This window comes from Halobacillus litoralis (assembly GCF_009856445.1).
GTDB classification, from domain to species: Bacteria; Bacillota; Bacilli; order Bacillales; family Halobacillaceae; genus Halobacillus; species Halobacillus litoralis.
In genome coordinates this window covers 827,644-847,790 of record NZ_WMFA01000001.1, presented here as the reverse complement: position 1 = coordinate 847,790, position 20,147 = coordinate 827,644, and the positions used below count along the sequence as shown (strand labels likewise).

Here is a 20,147-nt window from a genome sequence, read left to right as displayed (position 1 = left end):
TCCACCATCTGTTGGCGGAGCTTTTTATTGTTTATTTCAACTTTTCTTTTTGAGAATCGGTGACTTCCCCTGTTTGACCATCAACCGTGATTTCGTATTCAAAGGAATCATCTTGAAATTCAAACTCGTAGTGCCCATCTTCGATTTCCATATTTTTCATTTCACTGCCCGAAGCTTCCTCTTTAGCAGCTTTCTCAGCTTCTTCTTCTGTAACTTTCATATCTTCAGCTGACGTTTCATTGGAATCGTCATCGCCACGCTCTACTTGTAAGACTTCTCCTGTGTTTGCGTCCACTTCCACTTCTGCCTCTTTGCCATCTTCTGTCTGGCCTTCAAACTCATAGACGGATACACCGTCTTCTTTATCTTTTTCTACTTTATCAATCGTCAAACCATCTACTTCTTTTTTAGCGGTAGTTTCTGCTTCTTTTTGGGAAATCTCTACTTCACTTTCAGAAAACTGATCATCTCCGGAGACAGCACTCACACCGAAAGCTCCGCCGCCCAATACAACAATACTCGCAATACCGCCGATCAACCATTTTTTCTTCATTTTATTTCCTCCTCTTTGTTGTTCTACTATGACTATATCCACCAGAGATGAGAACAAAGAAAGAGGAAAATGAGAATTTGATGAGAAGTCAATCGTCCCATGTGACGGACATGATTTCACCTGTAAGGGCATGGACTTGGACCGTGGCTTCCGCTCCACCCGATCGCTCAACTTCTACGAGGTAAAAGGCTGAATCTTCTTCTGATTCAAAATCGATATCATCCACTTCCCCCTCAATTTCATTCAGGGCCACAGCCTTTGCCTTTTCTTCAGTAATCGGCTCGGTTTGCGCGCTCTCAGACTTATCTTCCGGTGGTGAAGGTGAATCGTTGTCTTTGAAACTTTCAAGCGGCCTAATTTCAGAAATCCGGCCATCCGTTTTTATAACAACCACTTCATAAACACCTTCGTCCAATGCTATCGTTGCCAAGTAATGATCTTCCATCGAAGTGACATCCGTAATTTCACCATTGTATTGGGTTTGTATTTTTTCACGAACATCTGACTCTGATAATGGCTCAGCACTTAAGCTCTGGTGAACCCACTGCCAACCGAGGATAATCAAGAGAGTGAGCAAACCTATGGAAATCAACACCTTAAAACGGTTAGCCATAAAACTCCCTCCTTCGTATCATCCTACTCTCTAAAAATGAGAACCCTCTGAGAGTGGCATAAGAATCGTGGCCGTGGTCCCTTTCCCTTTCTCACTGGAAAGTTGAATGTCAGCCTTGAGAACATGAGCCAACTCTTCAGCCAGCGAAAGACCTAATCCATATCCTTCGGTCCTCGATTCCTCCACTTGGTAAAAGCGATCAAAGACTTTTTCAAGATCTTTTTGCGACATCCCCATTCCCCTGTCAATGACAAGGATAACCACGTGATCGTCTTTACTCTCTACGTTCACCTCGATCGGATCTACACTGTACTTTCGAGCATTATCCATAAAAATATAAAGCAGCTGCTTCAATTTCTGTTCATCGGTGGTTATATAAATTCCTTGCGGGCAGAAAAGATCAACTTTTCGCTGATAAGCTTTTTCAAAAGAAGAGACGGAGGTCTGTAGTAGATAAGGCAAGTCAACGGACTCAAACTGAACATCCCAGTGTTCCTCTTTTCTTGCAAGGAGAAGCAGCTGTTCCGTAAGTCCACGCATTCGCTTCGCCTCTGAATGAATGGCTTCCACAGATTCTTGAAAAAGTTCCTCATCCTGTGTGCCTCTTCTCTTTAAAAGGCTTGCATAAGACTCAATGACCGTTAAAGGAGTCTTCAACTCATGAGAAGCATTGGAAACAAACTGCTCCTGCTTCTGATAGTTTTCTTCGAGCTGCACCATCATCTTGTTGAACGTATGGGCCATTTGAGCTAACTCATCTTTAGACTCCCTTTCATAAGGAATATGTTTAAACTGGCCACTGCCTCTGATTTGCTGCATCGTCTGAATCAATGAGCGGATCGGATGAACAATTAACCGGCTTAAAAGTCTGGAAGACAGGAAAAATGGGATCATCGCAAGAAGAGCGACGCTCATAAGCACAATTCTAAGAATATTTAAATTCTGTGCCGTCGCCTCCAAACTTCTCGTCAACTGAAAAGAGACGACCTCACCATTCGTCCATATGATCGGGATAGATACAAAAGCATAAGGAACACCTTCGTACCTACGAACCTCCGTTTTTTCCCCTGCTTCATATGGATACGCTTGTTCAATGAGGTTCTCCTGGCTCCCTCCCGTCAAGCTGACCTCCGAAGTTCCATCAGGAAGGACCAGCCGGATCATGCCATTGGCAGGAACATACGCTCTCAGAACGTCTGTGGACAGGGCATCAGAACGCTCATTAACGCCCGTCACAATCCGCTCTGCTTCCATTCTGGTTTGGTCCACATCACTATCGTAAACAATTTTACTGAAAGAGAAATAAACGGCTGCACTGATCAGCACTAGAAGAAGAATAAACAGACCTGTGGTGTAAACTTGAATCCGATTCCCAAGCTTCATCGTGGATCCTTCAAGACGTAGCCGACTCCTCTGACGGTATGAATCAGCTTCGTCTCGTATCCTTTATCCAGTTTGTTTCGCAAATAACGGATATACACATCAACGATATTCGTATCTCCGTAATAGTCAAACCCCCATACCCCTTCTAAGAGCTGTTCACGGTTCAGCACTTGCCGCTTATTTTTCATTAAATAGACAAGAAGCGAGAACTCCTTGGCCGTCAACTCTATGGAATGTCCACCCCGGTGCACTTCATGAGTACCTACGTTCACGGTCAAATCTTCCATGCTCATGACTTGTTGGTCAGACTTTGTCCGTAAAGCTGCTCGTATCCTTGCAAGCAGCTCCTCAATCTCAAAAGGCTTCGTTACATAATCATTCGCCCCAAGATCCAGCCCTGTCACCTTATCACTCACAGCATCCTTCGCTGTCAGCATAATGACCGGGGTATCCCCATCACCAGAACGGATCCTTTTGAGGAGATCCGTGCCGCTTAAGCCAGGAAGCATAATATCAAGAAGAAGCAAGTCCCATTCTTGTTCGCGATAAAGACGTAATCCTTCCATACCATCATGAGCTTTCGTCACTTGATAACCTTCAAATTCGAGTTCCAACTCTAGTACACGAGCGATTTTTGTTTCATCTTCAACGACTAAAATATGTGGTTTACTCAATGCTCATCCCTCATTTGTTTTGTTGCATTCATTCTAGCATACGAAGGTCTTAGGAGTTGAAATATTTGCTAGGCTAGTGAACACCTTTTATCGTATGATTAAAAATAAAAAGGACGAATGCCATGATCATTAAGCAGCGAACATTTCCCCGAGACATCGAACAACTGCAAGCCATAGAACGGCGGCTCCCTGAAACCCACGCCCAAGTGCCAAAAGTCAAAGAACACCTCAAAACCCGCCTCTCCGGTCACAAAGGAGAACTCGCCCTCAACTTCCCTCTCACCTATATCCCCGAACACTACCACATCTTCCATCACCTGCGTCTCTATGACGGCACCCATTACTTTCAAATCGATTGCCTGATTTTAACGAGTCAATGGATATTGATTGTTGAAGCGAAGAACATTGGAGGAGAGTTGTTTTATAACCAAAGGTTCAACTTCCTCTCCAGAACATGGGATGAAGGACCACAAACATTTTCTGATCCTGTCCTTCAAGTGAGGAGGCATCGAAGACAGTTGCAGCAATGGCTTCATTTAAAAAGTTTTCCCGACATACCTATTTACTGCCTCGTGGCCAACAGTCATCCTGGAACTTCGATAAACACAGATGACCCTTCTCTCGATATTGTTATCCGTACGGAAGCTCTTCCGGAAAAGGTGGAAGTTATTCAAAATAATCATACAGGTGAAAGACTTTCGGCTTCTCTAACTGATAGGATCAGTAAAGAAATCTTAGAATCCGATTCACCCCGCAATTATGATTATATGAAAGACTTTTCTATTAAAAATTTAGAGATTAGAAATGGCGTATTCTGTACGAATTGTAACCGTTTAGGGATGGTTTGGAATTATGGTAAATGGATATGCTCTTGGTGCGGGCAAAAGGATAAGGAAGCTCATCACCCTGCTTTACGAGATTACTGTTTGTTGTACGGCCCTAAGATTACAAATAAAAGCATAAGAGATTTTCTTTTCATTGAATCCCCGACAGTCGCTCAAAGGATACTCAAAAAAGTGTGTTTGAGGTATGAAGGTACCAAAAAGTCTAGAGTCTATTTTTTAAGATACTGATAAATAAGCATAACCGACTGATAAATGCTCTAAAGTCACCGATAAAACACTAAAACCCGCCGATAAATCCTCCAAAGCCACTGATAAAATAGCCAAACCAACCGATAACCAAACAAAAAAGACGACCTCATCACGAGATCGCCTTACCACTTCGGCCCAGGATCAGCCTCCATCAGTAAATCTACCAAATGCACAGCTTCCATACCCAATCCTTCACGCTCTACCCCAAGCTTCATCTGAAGCTGACAACCAGGATTGGATGTCACCACACCACCAGCACCGGTACCACACACATCCTGCATTTTCACGTCCAGAATATCCATTGCATCTTCATAGTTTGTGATATTATAAACCCCAGCCGATCCGCAGCAAAACTCCGGCCGATCCAACTCGCGCAATTCCACCCCAGGAATGCGGCGAATTAGATCCAGCGGTTCACTCGTCACCTTCTGTACGTTGCGTAAATGACAGGAAGGTTGATAGGTAACAGTCCTCGACAATTCTTTTTCAAAAACAAGCCCGTCCATCTCAACCAGCACTTCAGAAATATCACGCACTCGTTCAACAAACCGTTCCGCACGCTCGTACCACTCTGTTCCCTCTTCAAACAAATGCGCATACTCGACCAACCGTGCACCACAGCCACCGGCATTGTTCACGATATAATCAAAGCCTTCTTCTTCAAAAGCTTCAATATTCTGCTTCGCAAGTTCCACCGACTGATCCACTTTGCCTGTATGCGCGTGAAGAGCCCCACAGCACGTCTGGGCTTCTGGAAAAACAACTTCCGCTCCACTCCGAAGCAAAAGCTCGACGGTATTTTGATTCGTTTCAAAAAAGACGCTGTCCATTACGCATCCTTTAAAAAATCCGATCTTCGCCACAGCCGGCCGCTTACGCACGTAACGATCCACTCGCTCCCGACGGCGATTACTCGGCGCAGGCATGTTCGGTAAAGCCGCTTCGAATTCGTGAATATGAAGCGGCGCTCTTTTCGTCAAACCAAAGCGTTGGGATACCTTCTGCAAACCGCTCTTCTGATAAAGCCAAGTGGCATTTCCCAACGTATTCATCCACTTCGAAGAAGGAAAGAATGACTGGAACAAGAAATCCTCCACGATCCCGCGCGGCCTCTCTTCATCAATCACCCGTTTCGCTCCTTCAAAGATTTCTCCATACTGGACGTTCGTTGGACACACCGTCGTACACGCCATGCAGCCAAGACACTTCTCAATTGGCTCCTTTAAATCCTCAACAGAAGCTTTCCCTTCCGCCACCATCCTCACGAGATTGATCCGCCCTCTCGGCGAATGGGTCTCTTTTTCCATCGTTTCATACGTTGGACAGGCCGGAAGACAGTAGCCGCACTGGACACAGTCGAACGTTTTGTCATAGTTCAATCGTTCCTTCAGTGAACTAGTCATGGTGCAGCACCAACTTCTGTCCTTTTTCAGGAAAAACTTTGCCCGGGTTCAAGATGCCGTTTGGGTCCCAGCTGTCTTTGATGCGCTTCATCATATCCAGTCCGACTTCTCCGAGTTCAAGCTCCATGAACGGGGCCTTCATCGTACCGATCCCGTGCTCACCGGATAGCGTGCCACCGAGATCAAGGGCCGCCTGGAACATGTCCTCCACCGCTTTTTCAACAAGCTTCATCTCTTCCACATTCCGCTTGTCACACAAAATATTCGGGTGCAGATTGCCGTCTCCCGCATGACCAAAAGCGACGACGTCGAGGCCGTACTTCTCTTTGATGAGTTCTAACCGGTCCATAAAGTCCGGGATTTTGCTTCTTGGAACGGTCGCGTCTTCGGAGACTTTCGTCGGCTTAATCTTCGCAATCGCAGGTGACACTTGCTTGCGCGCATGCCAGAGCTTAGCCGCTTCCTCATCACTTTTCGGAATGATGATTTCCTTAGCGCCCATATCTTCCATAATCTCCTCGATCAGACCCCGCTCCACACGCAGCGTTTCCGGATGTCCATCGAGTTCAATGATGATGACAGCAGCGGCATCGACAGGCAGACCGACCGGCTGAAAGTTTTCGACGGCGACGATACACGCTTGATCCATAAATTCCATTTTCGCTGGTAAAATTCCTGAAGTCAGCGTCTGGGAGATGGCTTCCCCTGCTTTTCGCACTTCGTCAAAAGCGACCATGATCGTTTGCACAGCGGGCGGCTTCGGCATCAGCTTCAACGTAGCTCCGACGATGACGCCTAGCGTTCCTTCCGATCCGACAATCAGCTTCGTCAGATCAATGCCTGTGACATTCTTAATCGTCTGACCACCCGTCTTAATGATTTCACCTTCAGGCGTCACGACTTCCAACCCGAGTACGTGGTCCTTGGTTACTCCATACTTCAACCCGCGGGGGCCGCCGGAGTTCTCGGCAAGGTTACCTCCGATCGTAGCCACATGGGCACTGCTAGGATCCGGGGCATACATCAGCCCGTGTTGTTCGGCCGCTTTATTGATGTTTCCGGTCAAGACACTCGGTGTCACTTTTACCGTCAAGTCGCGCGGACTAAGGTTGATGACTGCTGGATATTGAGACATATCCAAAACAATCCCGCCGTGAACGGGAAGGGGACCGCCGCTCAGGCAGGTGCCCGAACCGCGCGGATGAACCGGTACTTTATAACGATTGGCAAGCTTCAAAACATCAGCAACTTCCTGTTTTTCTTTCACCTGCACCACAGCATCCGGCAGGTGTTCCCCAAAAGAAGCATCAAAACTGTAACTGTGACGGTCGGCCAAGGATGTTAATACGTGTCCTTCCGGAAGCAAAGACTGCAGCTCTTCCAACCACTTTTCCATACGATGATTCCTCCTTATCCCTTTGTTTTCTTCCCTTTCAACAAATCCATCACGTCGGTAATTTCATGAAAGTACTCAGAAGCCTTGTCCCACTGTTCGGTGACGACATTGACGAACAAAATGTCGATCATATGTAACTGGGCAAGACGGGAAGATGTCGCTCCACTTCGGAACGGAGCAGGAATCTCCCTTGAGGCAGAAATGTACAGCGAAACATCGGCATGTTCTGTAACGGGAGACTGTCCATAACGGGTTAAACTGATGGTCCGCGCTCCCTTTTTCTTTGCAATCTCCATGATTTTTGCTGTTTCATAGGTTTCACCGGAAAAAGAGATGCCGAAGACCACATCATTTTCTGTGACGTTGGCAATGTTCATCGCCGCATTATGCATATCAGTAAAAGCAGAGGTCGGTTTGTTCATCCGTAAAAATTTCTGTTGAGCGTCCTGAGCAATAATCCCGGACGCACCCACACCGAAAAAGTGGATCGATCCTGCTTCATTTAACAGCTTCACCGCTTCCGACAGCGTCCGGTAGTCGACCATTTCCGTCGTTTCGCGAATCGCCTGCAGACTGTTGCTTGTTATTTTTTCTACGATTGAATCGGAAGGCTCTCCCGGTTGGATATCGCGGTACCGCGCCTCCGGTTTCTTTTGTAAATCACCGGAGATCCTCAATTTCAATTCCTGCAAACCTTTCAGACCAAGAGACTTGCATAAGCGAATGACAGCGGCACTGCTCGTCGAGCTCAGTTCACCGAGCTGTGTCGCTGTACAGTGGATCGCTTCATGAGGCTGATCCAGTATAAATTCGGCAATCTTTTTTTCAGAAGGCGGTAACTTATCTTTCATTTCATTAAGAATGACAAGTCCGCCGGTTAGAGAATTCTTCATTTGTTTCACCACACTTATCCTTTAATGGCTCCTTCAGTCATTCCTTTAACGATACGGCGTTGGAAAATCGCATACAACACGATGACAGGAACGATCGCAATGACAAGGCTCGCAAACAGCGTCCCCCATGCATTCGTGTACTGTGTTTCATTACTAATATAATCAATTGCGAGAGCAAGCGTATAGTTTTCCTCTGTTTGCAGGAAGATGAGCGCCATAAAATACTCATTCCAAAACTGGATCATATTCATAATCGTAACGGTAATAATCCCAGTTGTCGAAAGTGGCGTAATGATTTTCCACAGGATGCCATACGGCGACATCCCATCAATCGCTGCCGCTTCTTCCAATGATTTTGGAATCGTTGCCATGAAACTCGTCAAAACGAAAATGCTGAACGGTAACTGGCTGACCGCATACACGATACTGAGTCCGAAGATGTTATCCAGGAGATTCAATTGCATCAATAGGAAAAACAACGGAATCCAGCCAAGGACCATCGGAATCATCATCGCGGAAATATAAAGCGTGAACAACAGACGGTTTCCGCGGAAACGCATCCGCTCTAACGCATAAGACGTCGGAATCGCCATCGCAAGCGTCAGTGTCGCGCCAAGACCGGTGACGATAAAACTGTTGAATACACTTGCATCGATGTTGTAGTTGCTCCACGCATCGACGAAGTTACTGAAACTAAAGGATTCCGGCAGCCCCCATGGATTGGCGTAGATTTCCGCATTGGACTTGAATGCCCCAAGCACCATCCAGAAAATTGGATATAAGACGGCCAGAGACCAGATGATCAGTGGGATACGTACGATCGTTCTTGAAAAAATACTCCCTTTTTGCACTCTATTCCCCTCCTGTCTTTTAATACTCCACTTTCTCTCTTCTCATCAGGAATTGCATAATCAGTACGGTCACGAGAGACAGAATTAAAATCATAACCCCAATCGTTGCCCCGTATCCGAAGTTGTATTTAACGAAGGCCTGTTCATATAAGTAGGAACCCATCACGTGTGTGGAATTATTCGGTCCACCTTTGGTCATGACCTGGACGATAATGAAGGACCCATTCAACGTCGTAATAATAATGTACAAAATAGATATCTTGATTTGCGGCCAGATCAGCGGTAAGGTCACCTTCCAAAACTGCTGCCACTCGGTGGCCCCGTCGATTTCAGCTGCTTCATAATAACTCTTCGAAATGTTCGAAATCCCGCCCATCAGCATGAGCATAAACAATCCGATCCCTGCCCATACCGAGGGAAGCACTAAGCTTGGTAAAGCCCAGTCTTCACTCCCAAGCCACGGCTGCGTCCAGCTTTCAAGACCAATCAGTTCAAGACCTGAGTTCACAAGCCCGAGACTTGGATTATAGATGAACATCCACAAAATCCCGATGACGACGACGGACATGATATTCGGAAAGAAGAAGACAATCCGGTAAAAGGGAGCTTCTTTGATTTTCATTTGCGTTAAGGCTACCGCAAAAAAGGTCGACAGAATCATGATGCCGAACACTTTTGTAATGACAAGAAAGTAATCGTGCCAGATGGTTCTCGGGATAATATCATCGCTGAATAACCGGCGGTAATTATCAAAACCTACGAACTCGGCGAGTGAAGATGCCCCTGACCATTTGAAAAAGGAATAATAAAGACCATTGAACAAGGGGTACAACGTGAACACGGCAAACAAAATGAATGTCGGAACAAGACAAAAGGCAAGGAACAAGTTCCGCTGTCGTTTGGACTGGACCATTTACAACCACCTCTTTTTCTAGTTTGAATATGTTTGACAAGCATAAGTCAAGCAACAGCAGGATGGTTTTCCCGCGGTTGATTGGCTTATGCCTTTAAGAAAAATGGAATGTGAAGACGTCCGCCTCCACATTCCACTTGTCCTTTACTCCAAACTGCTGCGGTATTCCGCTGCCGCTTGTTCAGCTTCCTCGACGAACTCTTCGGCTGTAATGTTACCGAGCATCAGAGAAACGAGCGAGTTGCTGATCGGCGTCTCAAGCTCTGAACTCATCGGGTGAGGCTTTTGATAGATCTGGACCTGTTCAGGGTCATTGATCATCTCGTTGGCATCAATCAAGAAAGAAGGCACTTCCTCACTTGAAGCAAGATCCACCCCTTGCAAGTTCATGATGGCTCCCGTATGTTCAGAAAAACTCTTCGCATATTCTTTTGTGAACACGAACTCCACAAAAGCTTTCGCTGCTTCCGGGTTTTCTGCTTTTTCAGCAATCGCTAATGGACGAAGGTCTGGAACAATCGCCGCAGGTTCGCCTTCATCCTGCATAGGAGAAGGAATGAATCCATATTCGAAGTCTTCCGGCGTATCATTCGCCATTTCATTCGGCAGCCAGAAACCAACTGGAATGAACGCATTGTCATGAAGCAGGAAGTTCATTTGGGACTGCGTATGATTCAACGCACCAAAACCGGAATCAATCATACCTTCTTGCTGCATCTGTTCCACTTTTTTCATGACATTAAGGACAGGTTCACTCGTCCAGGCACCCTCTGCACCTGTAATCACATCATTAAGTAACTCGTCTCCACCGGCTGCACCAAAGGCAGGGTAAAGCATTCCGCGAAGGAAGTAATATGGATATTGTCCTGTCGTAACGAAAGGTTCAATGCCTTCATCTTCCTTAATCTGACTCATCGTATCCATGAAACTAGGGAAGTCTTTCGGTACATCCCAATTGTTTTCTTCGAACCAGGCATTGTCATACCATGTGCCCCATGTATCGAAGACAAGTGGTAAGCTGTAAATTTCTCCATCGTACTTAGCAGGATCAACAATGAAACTTTCACCTAAAGCGGAGCCATCCTCAAGCTCAACGCCGCTTAACCATTCCGACAAGTTCATAAGCTGACCATCTTCAACCATCTGGGTTTCACTGGAACCTGCACCATCAATGTAAACGACATCAGGTGGATCATCGGATACCCAGCGTGAACGCATTTCTTCATTAATATTAGGCCCCGCGTGTTCAGTGATTGAGACATCCGGATATTCTTCCTGGAAATCAGCAATGACTTCTTTCCACCAGGAATCACCATAACCACCGACAAAGTACTGAATTTCAAGCTCTCCCGAAACTTCACCGGATTCACCAGACTCTGAAGACCCTTCAGAACTAGACTCTTCTTCTGTGCCCTCGCTGTCTGTTTCTTCCGTCCCCGCTCCTGGTGCACAACCAACCAACAACAAGAAAGCGAACAAAACCGCCATCATCAACCAAGCAGATGTTTTCCGCCACATGCTCAACATAAGCTCCCCCTTTTTGATTGAAAAATTTATTTGAAACCATGCAAGATGGTCTTCAAATCATTAAGATTCATTCATGGCCTTGCGTAAATTCCCCTCATTCTCCTGAAGCATTTTCACTGCTTGTTCATAAGAAACATTTCGCTTCAGCATGACAATCGCCGGCTTCACTTGCAGCTTTGCTTTTTCCAACGTTTCCTCAGCTTCCTCGTAAGTCGCTGAGGTACACTCCATCAAAATGCTCTTCGCGCGTTCCCGCAGCTTGTGATTGCTTGCATGGACGTCCACCATCAAATTCTCATAAACCTTCCCGAGTTTGACCATGACAGTCGTACTCATCATGTTCAACACCATTTTGTGGGCGGTCGCTGCTTTCAAGCGCGTCGAACCTGTCAAAACTTCCGGCCCGACAACCACCTCGATCGGGCACTCGGCATAATCACTGATTTCGGAATGATTGTTGCAGGATAGAGAAATCGTATAAGCACCAATGGAACCTGCATGTTTGAGCGCACCAATCGGGTAAGGCGTCCGGCCACTGGCCGTAATTCCGACCACGACATCGTTTGAAGTGAGTGTTTTTGCTTTCAGATCGGCTTCCCCTTGAGCGGCATCATCTTCCGAATTCTCTTTCGCCTTTGTAAAGGCGTTGCCGCCCCCAGCCATGACCGCTTGAACAAGGTCGGGATCCACAAGGAAGGTCGGTGGACATTCGGACGCATCCAGAATGCCGAGCCTTCCGCTTGTCCCTGCTCCTACATAAAAAAGTCGGCCACCCTTTTTCAAAGAAGTGGAAATATGATCGACAGCTTTCGTAATCGCCGGCAAAACCTGTTTGACGGCTTCTGCGACTTTGTGATCCTCTTCATTCATGACTTTCAGTATTTCAGCAGTCGTCATTTCATCCATGTTTTTCGTTCGTTCATTTCGTTTCTCTGTTGTTAGGAACGTCAAGGAATTCGTCACTTTTGGCACCACCTTTTATTAATTATCCGGAATTGCTAACAGAGCTGCTCCAAACTCAGGTGGAGCATAGGGCTCTTTATATACGCCTAACTCTTTCGTTTCGATTTCTTGGATGAAATGCTGTTTCAGAATTTTAGAATGCTTGAAAATAGACCCTGCCGCTGTAATCACTGCATCTTTTCCAAAGCCGTGACAAGCGATACTTTCCACGTGTGAAACGAGCTGATCTGCAGCTTCTTTCAATATTTTCACTGCGACTTCATCCTGTCGTTCCGACGCTTCGATCACGCATGTCGCAAGCTTCGCTATTTCTTGTTTCTCATGAGTCCTGCCATAGATGTGACGGACAAGATCTTCAGGCTTATGTAGATTTAATTTCTCTAAGATAAAAGGAGTGAGGAGCGTTTCCTCTCCACGTCCATCGGCTGCTTTCGCCACTGATGATAACGCTTTCAAAGATAGATAATATCCACTTCCTTCATCACCAATTAAATGGCCCCAACCGCCACATTTATGAATTTCCCCTTCAAGGTTTACTCCAATAGCATTCGACCCCGTCCCTGAGATGACGAGAATCCCAGACTTGTCTGTCAGGGAAAGTGCCCCTTTCAAAGCGGCTAAGCTATCAGATCCAATAAATGAGTTTAAATTTTCAGATAATGATAGATTCCAAAAAATATTCCGCACAATCCCCCTCATTTGCTCTTCGTCCTCTGGTCTTCCAATACCAGCCAGTCCGAAGCCAATGCCTATGATCTGTGCAGAATCTACGTTGAATGTTTGTAATCCTTTTTTGATAAGAGCCGTTAAGCGGTGACCCGCTTCCTCAAAACCAATCTGATGAGGGTTGGTCCCTGGCCCCTGGATGACTTTTGGTTGTTCCGGGTATGTACATTGATTTGCTTCAAGGAACAGGCACGTCGTTTTCGTCCCGCCTCCATCTATTCCAATCACATAGTTCATGGACATCCTCCAAATCTTTGTTGGCTCTATTATAAAATTTATGAATTTTTATGTCAACATATGTTTTAAAATATTGTAATTATATTTCAAAAAGCTTTCTAATAGTCAAGCATTCTAAAAAAGGTCATCCAATATCTGGATGACCTGGTGTGGTTATTATTTCCATTATAGTTTATATACTGTTCCTTCATAAGGAGCTAATCTTCCGCGATTCGATGATTCTGTTTCATTTGTAATCACGACAGGCTTTCCTTCTATCTCTTTTACAATTTCCTCTTCTAACGCCACTTCTTCTTCCGAAAAGTTACAGACGATAAGAAGACATCCTTCATCACTTACACGCTTATAGGCAAAAACATTTGGATCTTCTCTCATCACTAGTTCAAAACGACCATCGGTGATAATATTGATTTCTTTTCTCAAGCGGATCAACTGTTGATAGAAATAGAATACAGAGTTTCTATCTTCCAACGCGCGCTCCGCATTAATTTCTTTATAATTCGGATTCACTTGTATCCATGGGGTTCCGTCCGTAAATCCGCCATTTTCCTTATCGTTCCACTGAATCGGCGTACGGGCATTGTCACGCCCTTTTACGTAGATGGCTTTCATAAGATCTTCATGAGACCATCCTTGTTCCTTTTTCTCTTTATACATATTCAGTAGTTCAATATCCTTGTATTCTTCGAGCGTTTCAAAGTGGACGTTCGTCATCCCCAGCTCTTCACCCTGGTAAATATAAGGCGTCCCCTGCATCATGTGCAGGCAGATCGCGAGCATTTTCGCCGACTTCTCTCGGTACTCTCCATCATCACCGAACCGGGAAACAATACGCGGCTGGTCATGATTGTTCCAGTATAAACTGTTCCAACCCACACCATGGAGCGCCGTCTGCCATTTTTCAAAGTTCTCCTTCAAGTCTACGAGGTTCAGATTCGTCCAGTTCCACTTATCCCCGTTCGAATCCAAATCCATGTGCTCAAATGTGAAAATCATGTTCAACTCTTCATTCTCTGGATCTGTGTATCGCTTGGCATCTTCCGGAGAAGCCCCTGGCATTTCCCCGACGGTCATCACATCATAGTTTGATAGAACTTCCTGATTCATCTCCTGCAAAAATTCGTGAACACGAGGGCCGTTCATAAAATAAGGACTGCCATCCCCATTGTCTCCATCTGGATAGTCAGGATCTTTAGAGATAAAGTTGATGACATCCATCCGGAACCCATCCATCCCCTTATCTAGCCAAAACTTCATCATATCGTACACATCTTCTCGAAGCTTCGGGTTTTCCCAGTTTAAATCAGGCTGCTTCTTCGCAAAAATGTGCAAGTAATATTGACCTGTCCTTTCATCATAAGTCCAAGCCGGGCCACTGAAAACAGAGCCCCAGTTTGTCGGTGGCTCTCCGTTTTCTTTGCCATCTTTCCATATGTAATAATCACGATACGGATTGTCCTTGCTTTTCGAAGACTCCACAAACCATGGGTGTTCATCAGAAGTGTGATTAACGACGAGGTCCATGACCAGCTTCAAGTCTCTCTTATGAACCTCTTCCAACAGTCGTTCCAAGTCTTCCATCTTTCCAAAAAGACTATCCACTTCCCGGTAGTTCCGAATATCATAGCCATTATCTGCTTGTGGAGAATCATAAATGGGGGACAGCCAAAGAACGTCCACACCAAGCTCCTTCAAGTAATCCAACTTCTCTATAATCCCAGGGATATCCCCTATTCCATCCCCATTTGTATCATTAAAGCTCTTCGGATAAATTTGATAGACGACACTCTTTTTCCACCATTCCTGATTACTCATCTCATCCACTCCCTTATGAAAACCTTCTCATATAACCATAACGCATAACCGCCGTGCACTTCCATTATTTGTTGTACCAGGTCATACAGATAATGGAAAAAAGACCACCTCTCAAAGGTGGTCTTTTGGTTTATGCGGACAGGCGTTCTGCATTTTTGTGTTCTTTTTTCAGTCGGAATGGTGCTGTGACCAGTGCAAGGATTAGGAACAGTCCCATATAGCCGATCAGTGGGTAGAAAAATGCGACAAGTTCTGTAAATCCTACGAAGCTGAGCCCGAAAGCGACGACTCCTGTAATGAGAACGAATTTCTTATGCTGGCTTGTCCCAACTTTCGTGTAACGGGCAGCAAAGGAGAAGAACATGCTGACGGCTGTATTGAAGACCATACCGAACAAAACAATCGAATAAAACGTTCCTAATACCGGAGACAGACCATCGACAAGCGCAAGAAGCGGCATGTCATACGAAGCAACAGTATCGACTTTTGAGAAAATGGCCAGATGGCTGATGACGATCATAATTCCGAGCCCTAATCCTCCAAGGAGCCCGCCGAGTGCGGACGTCCGTTCATCTTTCTCATTTCCTCCCATCAGCAAGGACATCGACGCCCCTACCGCCACGTTAAAGGAAACGTAATTGATGGCGGAAAGGAACCAGTTGGATAAAGCGGATGGCTGATCAACGGCAACAGCGTTCAAATCACTGAAGGGCTGGTCCATCGTAAACAAGCTGTAGCCGGATATAATTAAAACAGTAATGATTAAAAACGGTGTAATACTGCCAATGACATTGACGACTTTGTCCACATTCATCATTATTGTCGCCACCACGATCACACTCATGAGAATGACTCCGAGGACCGGAGGCAGACCGAATTGCTGACTTGGAATCGAACCAGCTCCAGCAATCATCACGACACCAACACCAAACAACGTCAGAATAATGACATAATCCACAATCAGTCCAAGCCATTTGTTTCCACTGACTTTATAGACCGCTCCCTTATGTGAAGTCGCCTGCGTTCTCGTTCCAAGCTTCACAAGCATCATCCCCATATAGGCGAACAATGCGGTCGATATGATGGTTCCGATCGTTCCTAAATAGCCGAAACTCGTAAAGTATTGAAGAATCTCCTGGCCGGAGGCAAAGCCCGCACCAACGATGATCCCTATAAAAGCGCTTGCAATTTTAAGTACTTTTTTCACGGAAAATCCTCCTTTAATCTAAGATGTCTCGTTCCTTCCCGGCATGATAAAACGCTTACACACCAAAGGGATAGGCCCAGTTTATCATGAATGCGCTTTCCATGATTGGGCAAAATCCACAAATCCCCTCATCTATATTCGTTCAATTTAACAAATACTTCAATAGGAAAATGGATGTTTCTCTAAGAGAATCAATGATAATATAAAGGTATTCACACCATAAGGAGTACCGCTATGAACCATTCATCACACATGAACTATTCATATAAAGATTACATCGATTCCCCCGAGGGGCTTGCTGACAGCATCGCGGAAACCTTAGGATGTCCGGTGACCATTGAGGATGCCAACCACCGTATCGTCTCTTACAGCAAACATGAGAAAAACGTGGATGAAGCAAGAACGGCAACCATCATGAGACGGAAAGTGCCCGAACATGTCATCAACGGGTTATGGAAACAAGGCATCATGGCCAAGCTTTTCGAAAGCGATCAGCCGCTCATTGTCAAAACGATTGATTCCATTGGACTCGGTCACAGGTTAGCTGTCTCTGTCCGCAAGAACAACGAAATCCTCGGTTTTATCTGGGCTCAGACGAACGATCTATCCGTAACTGCTGAGCATTTGGATGAGATGAAAGAAGCCGCCCAGTGGGTCAGCCATCATTTATTGAGACAACAGGCGAAAAAGAAAAAGACCGAAGAAAACCGGAAAGAGTTTTTCTGGCAGCTGCTGACAGGCTCTCTACAAAATCAGGCGGAAATCAAACGACTGGCGAAGAAGTTTCATATGAATCTGCAGGGGCAGCTTTGTGTAGCTGTGTTCGAATTCACCGAAGAAATGAGTCAGGCCGTGGAACGCCACGCCTATTACTTAACCGAAACCCTTCATCAAACCCGGATTGTAAACCGGATTTTCGATGACCAGCAGCTCATTCTTCTTGTCCGTACAGATAATAAGGAAGATGCGAATGAAATGAATCAGGCGTTCATTCGTGAATTCACACAAAAGATGAAGGAACGTCTTGATTTTGAGGATTTAAAAGGGGCTTTCGGTCTAATCTATGACTCCCCGACATTAATCAGCGACAGTTATAAGCAGGCCTTAAAAGTCCTTGAATTAAAAGAACAGTATTCCGCAGGGCTTGAGAACGTCGACAACTACCAGGATCTTGGGGTCTATCAATTCCTTAATGAACTGTCGGTCCTACAAAAACGGGAAAACTACAAAAACGCTGCCTTGACCAAGATCAAAGCTTACGATGAACGGAACAACTCTATGCTGCTTGAAACATTGAAGGTTTTTCTTGAGAAAAACAGTAACGTCCACCAGGCAGCCGCTCATATGCACATTCATACCAATACATTGAATTATCGACTGAAGCGGATTAAAGAGATCGGCAACGTCGACTTCAAAGATATGAACCAGAAGACAATGCTCTACCTGGATTTGCTGATTTATGAGAACGAACAGGAGGATTTGTGATTTTACACAAATCCTCCTGTTTATTTTTTCACTTTCACCTAAACAAAAATATCCGCAGGCGGGCTATACTTTGTTTACATTCAATTTGAAAGGTGGACGTTCCCCATGATTATCGGAATTCCAAAAGAAATTAAAAATAATGAAAACCGCGTAGCGATTACGCCTTCAGGTGTCATCAATCTCATGAAAGCCGGACACACGATCCGCATCGAAACTCAAGCCGGTACAGGAAGTAATTTTACCGACGAAGAATATCGTGATGCAGGTGCTGAGATTGTTGAAACCGCTTCCGATATTTGGTCGAATTCAGAAATGGTGATGAAAGTAAAAGAACCACTACCATCTGAATATGGATACTTCCGTAAAGGTCTTATTCTGTTCACATACCTTCACCTTGCAGCGGAACCTGAACTGACAAAAGCATTAGTTGAAAACGAAGTCACATCCATTGCTTATGAGACAGTGGCTGTTGATAACAAACTCCCTCTTCTTACTCCAATGAGTGAAGTAGCCGGACGTATGGCAACACAAGTCGGAGCTCAATACCTTGAGAAATCCTTCGGTGGAAAAGGAATCCTGTTGAGCGGCGTCCCTGGCGTTTCCCGCGGTAAAGTCGTCATCATTGGCGGAGGTATCGTTGGTACGAACGCAGCGAAAATTGCCATCGGCCTTGGTGCACATGTAACCGTACTGGACTTGAATCCTAACCGCCTTCGCGAGCTGGATGATCAGTTCGGCAAAGACATCCAAACCATGATGTCCAATCCATTCAACATTGCGGAAGCGGTCAAAGAAGCAGATCTTGTCATCGGAGCTGTTCTGATTCCGGGAGCAAAAGCACCGAAATTAGTAACCGAGGACATGGTCAAAGAAATGAAAGACGGCTCTGTCATCGTTGACGTCGCCATCGACCAGGGTGGAAACTTCGAAACGGTCGACCACATTACGACACACGATGATCCGATTTACGAAAAACACGGCGTCCTTCATTATGCGGTCGCAAACATCCCAGGAGCTGTTCCACGTACATCTACGATCGCTCTTACAAACGTAACGATTCCTTACGCTTTGCAAATCGCTTCCAAAGGGGTCAACAAAGCAGTCGAAGAGAATAAAGCGATTGAAGCAGGTGTGAACACAGCCAACGGCCACTTGACTTATGAAGCCGTTGCTCGTGATCTAGGCTATGATTACAAGCCTGTACAAGAAGCTCTTCAGTCTTTGGCACGGGTATAAAACAACAGGCTCCTCCACATTGATGGGGGAGCTTTTTTCATAGAAAGGAGAGAATCATCATGACCAACTATCGTCCGACATGGGCAGAAGTTTCCCTGCAAGCACTCAGAAATAATGTGCATGCTTTTAAAAACCATATCGATAAAAACTGTGAATTGATGGCAGTCGTCAAAGCGGATGCTTACGGCCATGGGCTTTTGGAATGTGCAGAAGTTATGATTGAAGCTGGAGCGGATCGGTTAGGTGTTGCCATTATTGAAGAAGCCCTGGAATTGCGAAAAGCAGGAATCACACTCCCGATCCTTGTTTTTGGCTACACGCCTAAAGAAGCCGTCCCGGATGCCATTGATCATGACCTTACATTGACCGTATTTACAGAAGCAGTCTTGGAAAAAATCAACCAAGAAGCCGAGCAGCGTCAGCGGTCTACAAATATTCATATCAAAGTCGATAGCGGGATGCATCGGATTGGTCTCAAAAAAGCTGAAGATATCATCCAGCTCTTAGAGCAAAATGTCTCGCCATTTGTCCATGTAGAAGGGATCTTCACTCACTTCTCTGACGCAGATAATGAAGACCCTGACTATACAGAGCAACAATTTGATCATTTTTTATCTGTTGTAGAAGCGGTGGAAAAGGCTCACGGGATGATTCCAACCAAGCACTGCTGCAACAGTGCGGCCACCATCAACTTTCCGCATATGCACATGGATATGGTGCGGGTGGGGGTAAGCTTGTACGGACTTTATCCAGCTGATTATATGCGGGAATCGATTTCACTTCACCAAGTGATGCGTTTAAAAACAAAACCTGTCATGGTGAAAACCGTCCATCCCGGCGAACCTATCAGTTATGGAAGATCATACGAACCAGCGGAACCAATACAAGTAGCCACAGTCCCCATCGGATATGGAGACGGCCTCCCCCGCGCCCTTTCAAATAAAGGGAATGTGGTCGTCCAAGGGAAGAGAGCGCCGATCGTAGGGAAAGTGTGTATGGACCAAACCATGGTGGATATCACAGCAGTCGGAGAAACGGGCGAAGAGACGGAATTCACGTTCTTCGGAGAGCGGACAGAAGGTCACATCCCTCTTCAGGAAATCGCCGATCAGCTCAACACCATCCACTACGAAATCACCTGCCAAATCGGCAGACGCGTTCCAAGGAAGTATGTTTGA

Annotated in this window: 18 protein-coding genes; 4 read left to right on the top strand and 14 right to left on the bottom strand. The window is 45.6% G+C overall.

The genetic code is table 11. The features are described 5' to 3' along the window. Window positions 1-31: 31 nt before the first annotated feature. The 4 genes from GLW00_RS03850 to GLW00_RS03835 all read right to left on the bottom strand — a co-directional run bounded on the left by GLW00_RS03850 (window position 32) and on the right by GLW00_RS03835 (window position 3,223). Entirely contained in the window at window positions 32-553 is a 522-nt protein-coding gene (locus GLW00_RS03850) for a PepSY domain-containing protein (RefSeq protein ID WP_160911376.1), read from the bottom strand. Between the two features lie 88 nt (window positions 554-641). Next, window positions 642-1,166 (bottom strand): PepSY domain-containing protein, encoded by a 525-nt coding sequence (locus GLW00_RS03845; protein WP_160911375.1) that lies wholly within the window; start codon window positions 1,164-1,166, stop codon window positions 642-644. 30 nt (window positions 1,167-1,196) lie between these two features. After that, window positions 1,197-2,549, bottom strand: coding sequence for a sensor histidine kinase (locus tag GLW00_RS03840; protein ID WP_160911373.1), 1,353 nt, complete (start codon window positions 2,547-2,549; stop codon window positions 1,197-1,199). Then, window positions 2,546-3,223, bottom strand: coding sequence for a response regulator transcription factor (locus GLW00_RS03835; protein WP_160911371.1), 678 nt, complete (start codon window positions 3,221-3,223; stop codon window positions 2,546-2,548). The genes GLW00_RS03840 and GLW00_RS03835 overlap by 4 nt, the downstream gene beginning before the upstream one ends. A 122-nt stretch (window positions 3,224-3,345) precedes the next feature. On the opposite strand from GLW00_RS03835, the gene GLW00_RS03830 reads away from it, so the two are divergent. Next, window positions 3,346-4,296 carry a nuclease-related domain-containing protein gene (locus tag GLW00_RS03830; protein WP_160911369.1) on the top strand — a complete coding sequence of 317 codons (951 nt, stop codon included), beginning with the start codon at window positions 3,346-3,348 and terminating at the stop codon, window positions 4,294-4,296. Between the two features lie 143 nt (window positions 4,297-4,439). Here GLW00_RS03830 and GLW00_RS03825 read toward each other — a convergent pair whose 3' ends face one another. From GLW00_RS03825 to GLW00_RS03780, 10 genes are all read right to left on the bottom strand, one after another. After that, on the bottom strand, window positions 4,440-5,720 hold the full coding sequence (locus tag GLW00_RS03825) for a (Fe-S)-binding protein (protein ID WP_160911367.1): 1,281 nt from the start codon (window positions 5,718-5,720) through the stop codon (window positions 4,440-4,442). Further along, window positions 5,713-7,116: an FAD-binding oxidoreductase gene (locus GLW00_RS03820; RefSeq protein ID WP_160911365.1), complete on the bottom strand. Its 1,404-nt coding sequence runs from the start codon at window positions 7,114-7,116 to the stop codon at window positions 5,713-5,715. The genes GLW00_RS03825 and GLW00_RS03820 overlap by 8 nt, the downstream gene beginning before the upstream one ends. Before the next feature lie 14 nt (window positions 7,117-7,130). After that, complete coding sequence (locus GLW00_RS03815) at window positions 7,131-8,009, bottom strand: MurR/RpiR family transcriptional regulator (protein WP_115893795.1); 879 nt, start codon at window positions 8,007-8,009, stop codon at window positions 7,131-7,133. Window positions 8,010-8,023: 14 nt separating this feature from the next. After that, window positions 8,024-8,860 carry a carbohydrate ABC transporter permease gene (locus tag GLW00_RS03810; RefSeq protein ID WP_089651246.1) on the bottom strand — a complete coding sequence of 279 codons (837 nt, stop codon included), beginning with the start codon at window positions 8,858-8,860 and terminating at the stop codon, window positions 8,024-8,026. A 19-nt stretch (window positions 8,861-8,879) separates the two neighbouring features. Next, window positions 8,880-9,773 carry a carbohydrate ABC transporter permease gene (locus GLW00_RS03805; protein WP_160911363.1) on the bottom strand — a complete coding sequence of 298 codons (894 nt, stop codon included), beginning with the start codon at window positions 9,771-9,773 and terminating at the stop codon, window positions 8,880-8,882. Between the two features lie 144 nt (window positions 9,774-9,917). Further along, window positions 9,918-11,300: an ABC transporter substrate-binding protein gene (locus GLW00_RS03800; protein WP_160911361.1), complete on the bottom strand. Its 1,383-nt coding sequence runs from the start codon at window positions 11,298-11,300 to the stop codon at window positions 9,918-9,920. Between the two features lie 60 nt (window positions 11,301-11,360). Next, entirely contained in the window at window positions 11,361-12,263 is a 903-nt protein-coding gene (gene murQ / locus GLW00_RS03795; RefSeq protein ID WP_160911359.1) for an N-acetylmuramic acid 6-phosphate etherase, read from the bottom strand. A gap of 18 nt (window positions 12,264-12,281) precedes the next feature. After that, window positions 12,282-13,226: an N-acetylglucosamine kinase gene (locus GLW00_RS03790; protein ID WP_160911357.1), complete on the bottom strand. Its 945-nt coding sequence runs from the start codon at window positions 13,224-13,226 to the stop codon at window positions 12,282-12,284. 165 nt (window positions 13,227-13,391) lie between these two features. After that, window positions 13,392-15,041 (bottom strand): alpha-glucosidase, encoded by a 1,650-nt coding sequence (locus GLW00_RS03785; protein WP_160911356.1) that lies wholly within the window; start codon window positions 15,039-15,041, stop codon window positions 13,392-13,394. 130 nt (window positions 15,042-15,171) lie between these two features. Beyond that, a complete protein-coding gene (locus GLW00_RS03780) occupies window positions 15,172-16,248 on the bottom strand; it encodes a YkvI family membrane protein (RefSeq protein WP_160911354.1) in 1,077 nt (358 codons plus the stop codon). A gap of 234 nt (window positions 16,249-16,482) precedes the next feature. Here GLW00_RS03780 and GLW00_RS03775 point away from each other — a divergent pair, with 234 nt between their 5' ends. The 3 genes from GLW00_RS03775 (at window position 16,483) to alr (ending at window position 20,147) form a co-directional block, all read left to right on the top strand. Further along, window positions 16,483-17,733, top strand: coding sequence for a PucR family transcriptional regulator (locus tag GLW00_RS03775; protein ID WP_160911352.1), 1,251 nt, complete (start codon window positions 16,483-16,485; stop codon window positions 17,731-17,733). 105 nt (window positions 17,734-17,838) lie between these two features. Then, window positions 17,839-18,969 (top strand): alanine dehydrogenase, encoded by a 1,131-nt coding sequence (gene ald, locus GLW00_RS03770; RefSeq protein WP_160911350.1) that lies wholly within the window; start codon window positions 17,839-17,841, stop codon window positions 18,967-18,969. Window positions 18,970-19,028: 59 nt separating this feature from the next. Next, window positions 19,029-20,147, top strand: coding sequence for an alanine racemase (alr, locus tag GLW00_RS03765; protein WP_160911348.1), 1,119 nt, complete (start codon window positions 19,029-19,031; stop codon window positions 20,145-20,147).

Bases quoted from the DNA above. Each gene is read 5' to 3' on its own strand.
- GLW00_RS03850 (WP_160911376.1), bottom strand. From the start codon at position 553: ATGAAGAAAAAATGGTTGATCGGCGGTATTGCGAGTATTGTTGTATTG.
- GLW00_RS03845 (WP_160911375.1), bottom strand. From the start codon at position 1,166: ATGGCTAACCGTTTTAAGGTGTTGATTTCCATAGGTTTGCTCACTCTC.
- GLW00_RS03840 (WP_160911373.1), bottom strand. From the start codon at position 2,549: ATGAAGCTTGGGAATCGGATTCAAGTTTACACCACAGGTCTGTTTATT.
- GLW00_RS03830 (WP_160911369.1), top strand. From the start codon at position 3,346: ATGATCATTAAGCAGCGAACATTTCCCCGAGACATCGAACAACTGCAA.
- GLW00_RS03825 (WP_160911367.1), bottom strand. From the start codon at position 5,720: ATGACTAGTTCACTGAAGGAACGATTGAACTATGACAAAACGTTCGAC.
- GLW00_RS03820 (WP_160911365.1), bottom strand. From the start codon at position 7,116: ATGGAAAAGTGGTTGGAAGAGCTGCAGTCTTTGCTTCCGGAAGGACAC.
- GLW00_RS03815 (WP_115893795.1), bottom strand. From the start codon at position 8,009: ATGAAGAATTCTCTAACCGGCGGACTTGTCATTCTTAATGAAATGAAA.
- GLW00_RS03805 (WP_160911363.1), bottom strand. From the start codon at position 9,773: ATGGTCCAGTCCAAACGACAGCGGAACTTGTTCCTTGCCTTTTGTCTT.
- GLW00_RS03800 (WP_160911361.1), bottom strand. From the start codon at position 11,300: ATGTTGAGCATGTGGCGGAAAACATCTGCTTGGTTGATGATGGCGGTT.
- GLW00_RS03790 (WP_160911357.1), bottom strand. From the start codon at position 13,226: ATGAACTATGTGATTGGAATAGATGGAGGCGGGACGAAAACGACGTGC.
- GLW00_RS03785 (WP_160911356.1), bottom strand. From the start codon at position 15,041: ATGAGTAATCAGGAATGGTGGAAAAAGAGTGTCGTCTATCAAATTTAT.
- GLW00_RS03775 (WP_160911352.1), top strand. From the start codon at position 16,483: ATGAACCATTCATCACACATGAACTATTCATATAAAGATTACATCGAT.
- ald (WP_160911350.1), top strand. From the start codon at position 17,839: ATGATTATCGGAATTCCAAAAGAAATTAAAAATAATGAAAACCGCGTA.
- alr (WP_160911348.1), top strand. From the start codon at position 19,029: ATGACCAACTATCGTCCGACATGGGCAGAAGTTTCCCTGCAAGCACTC.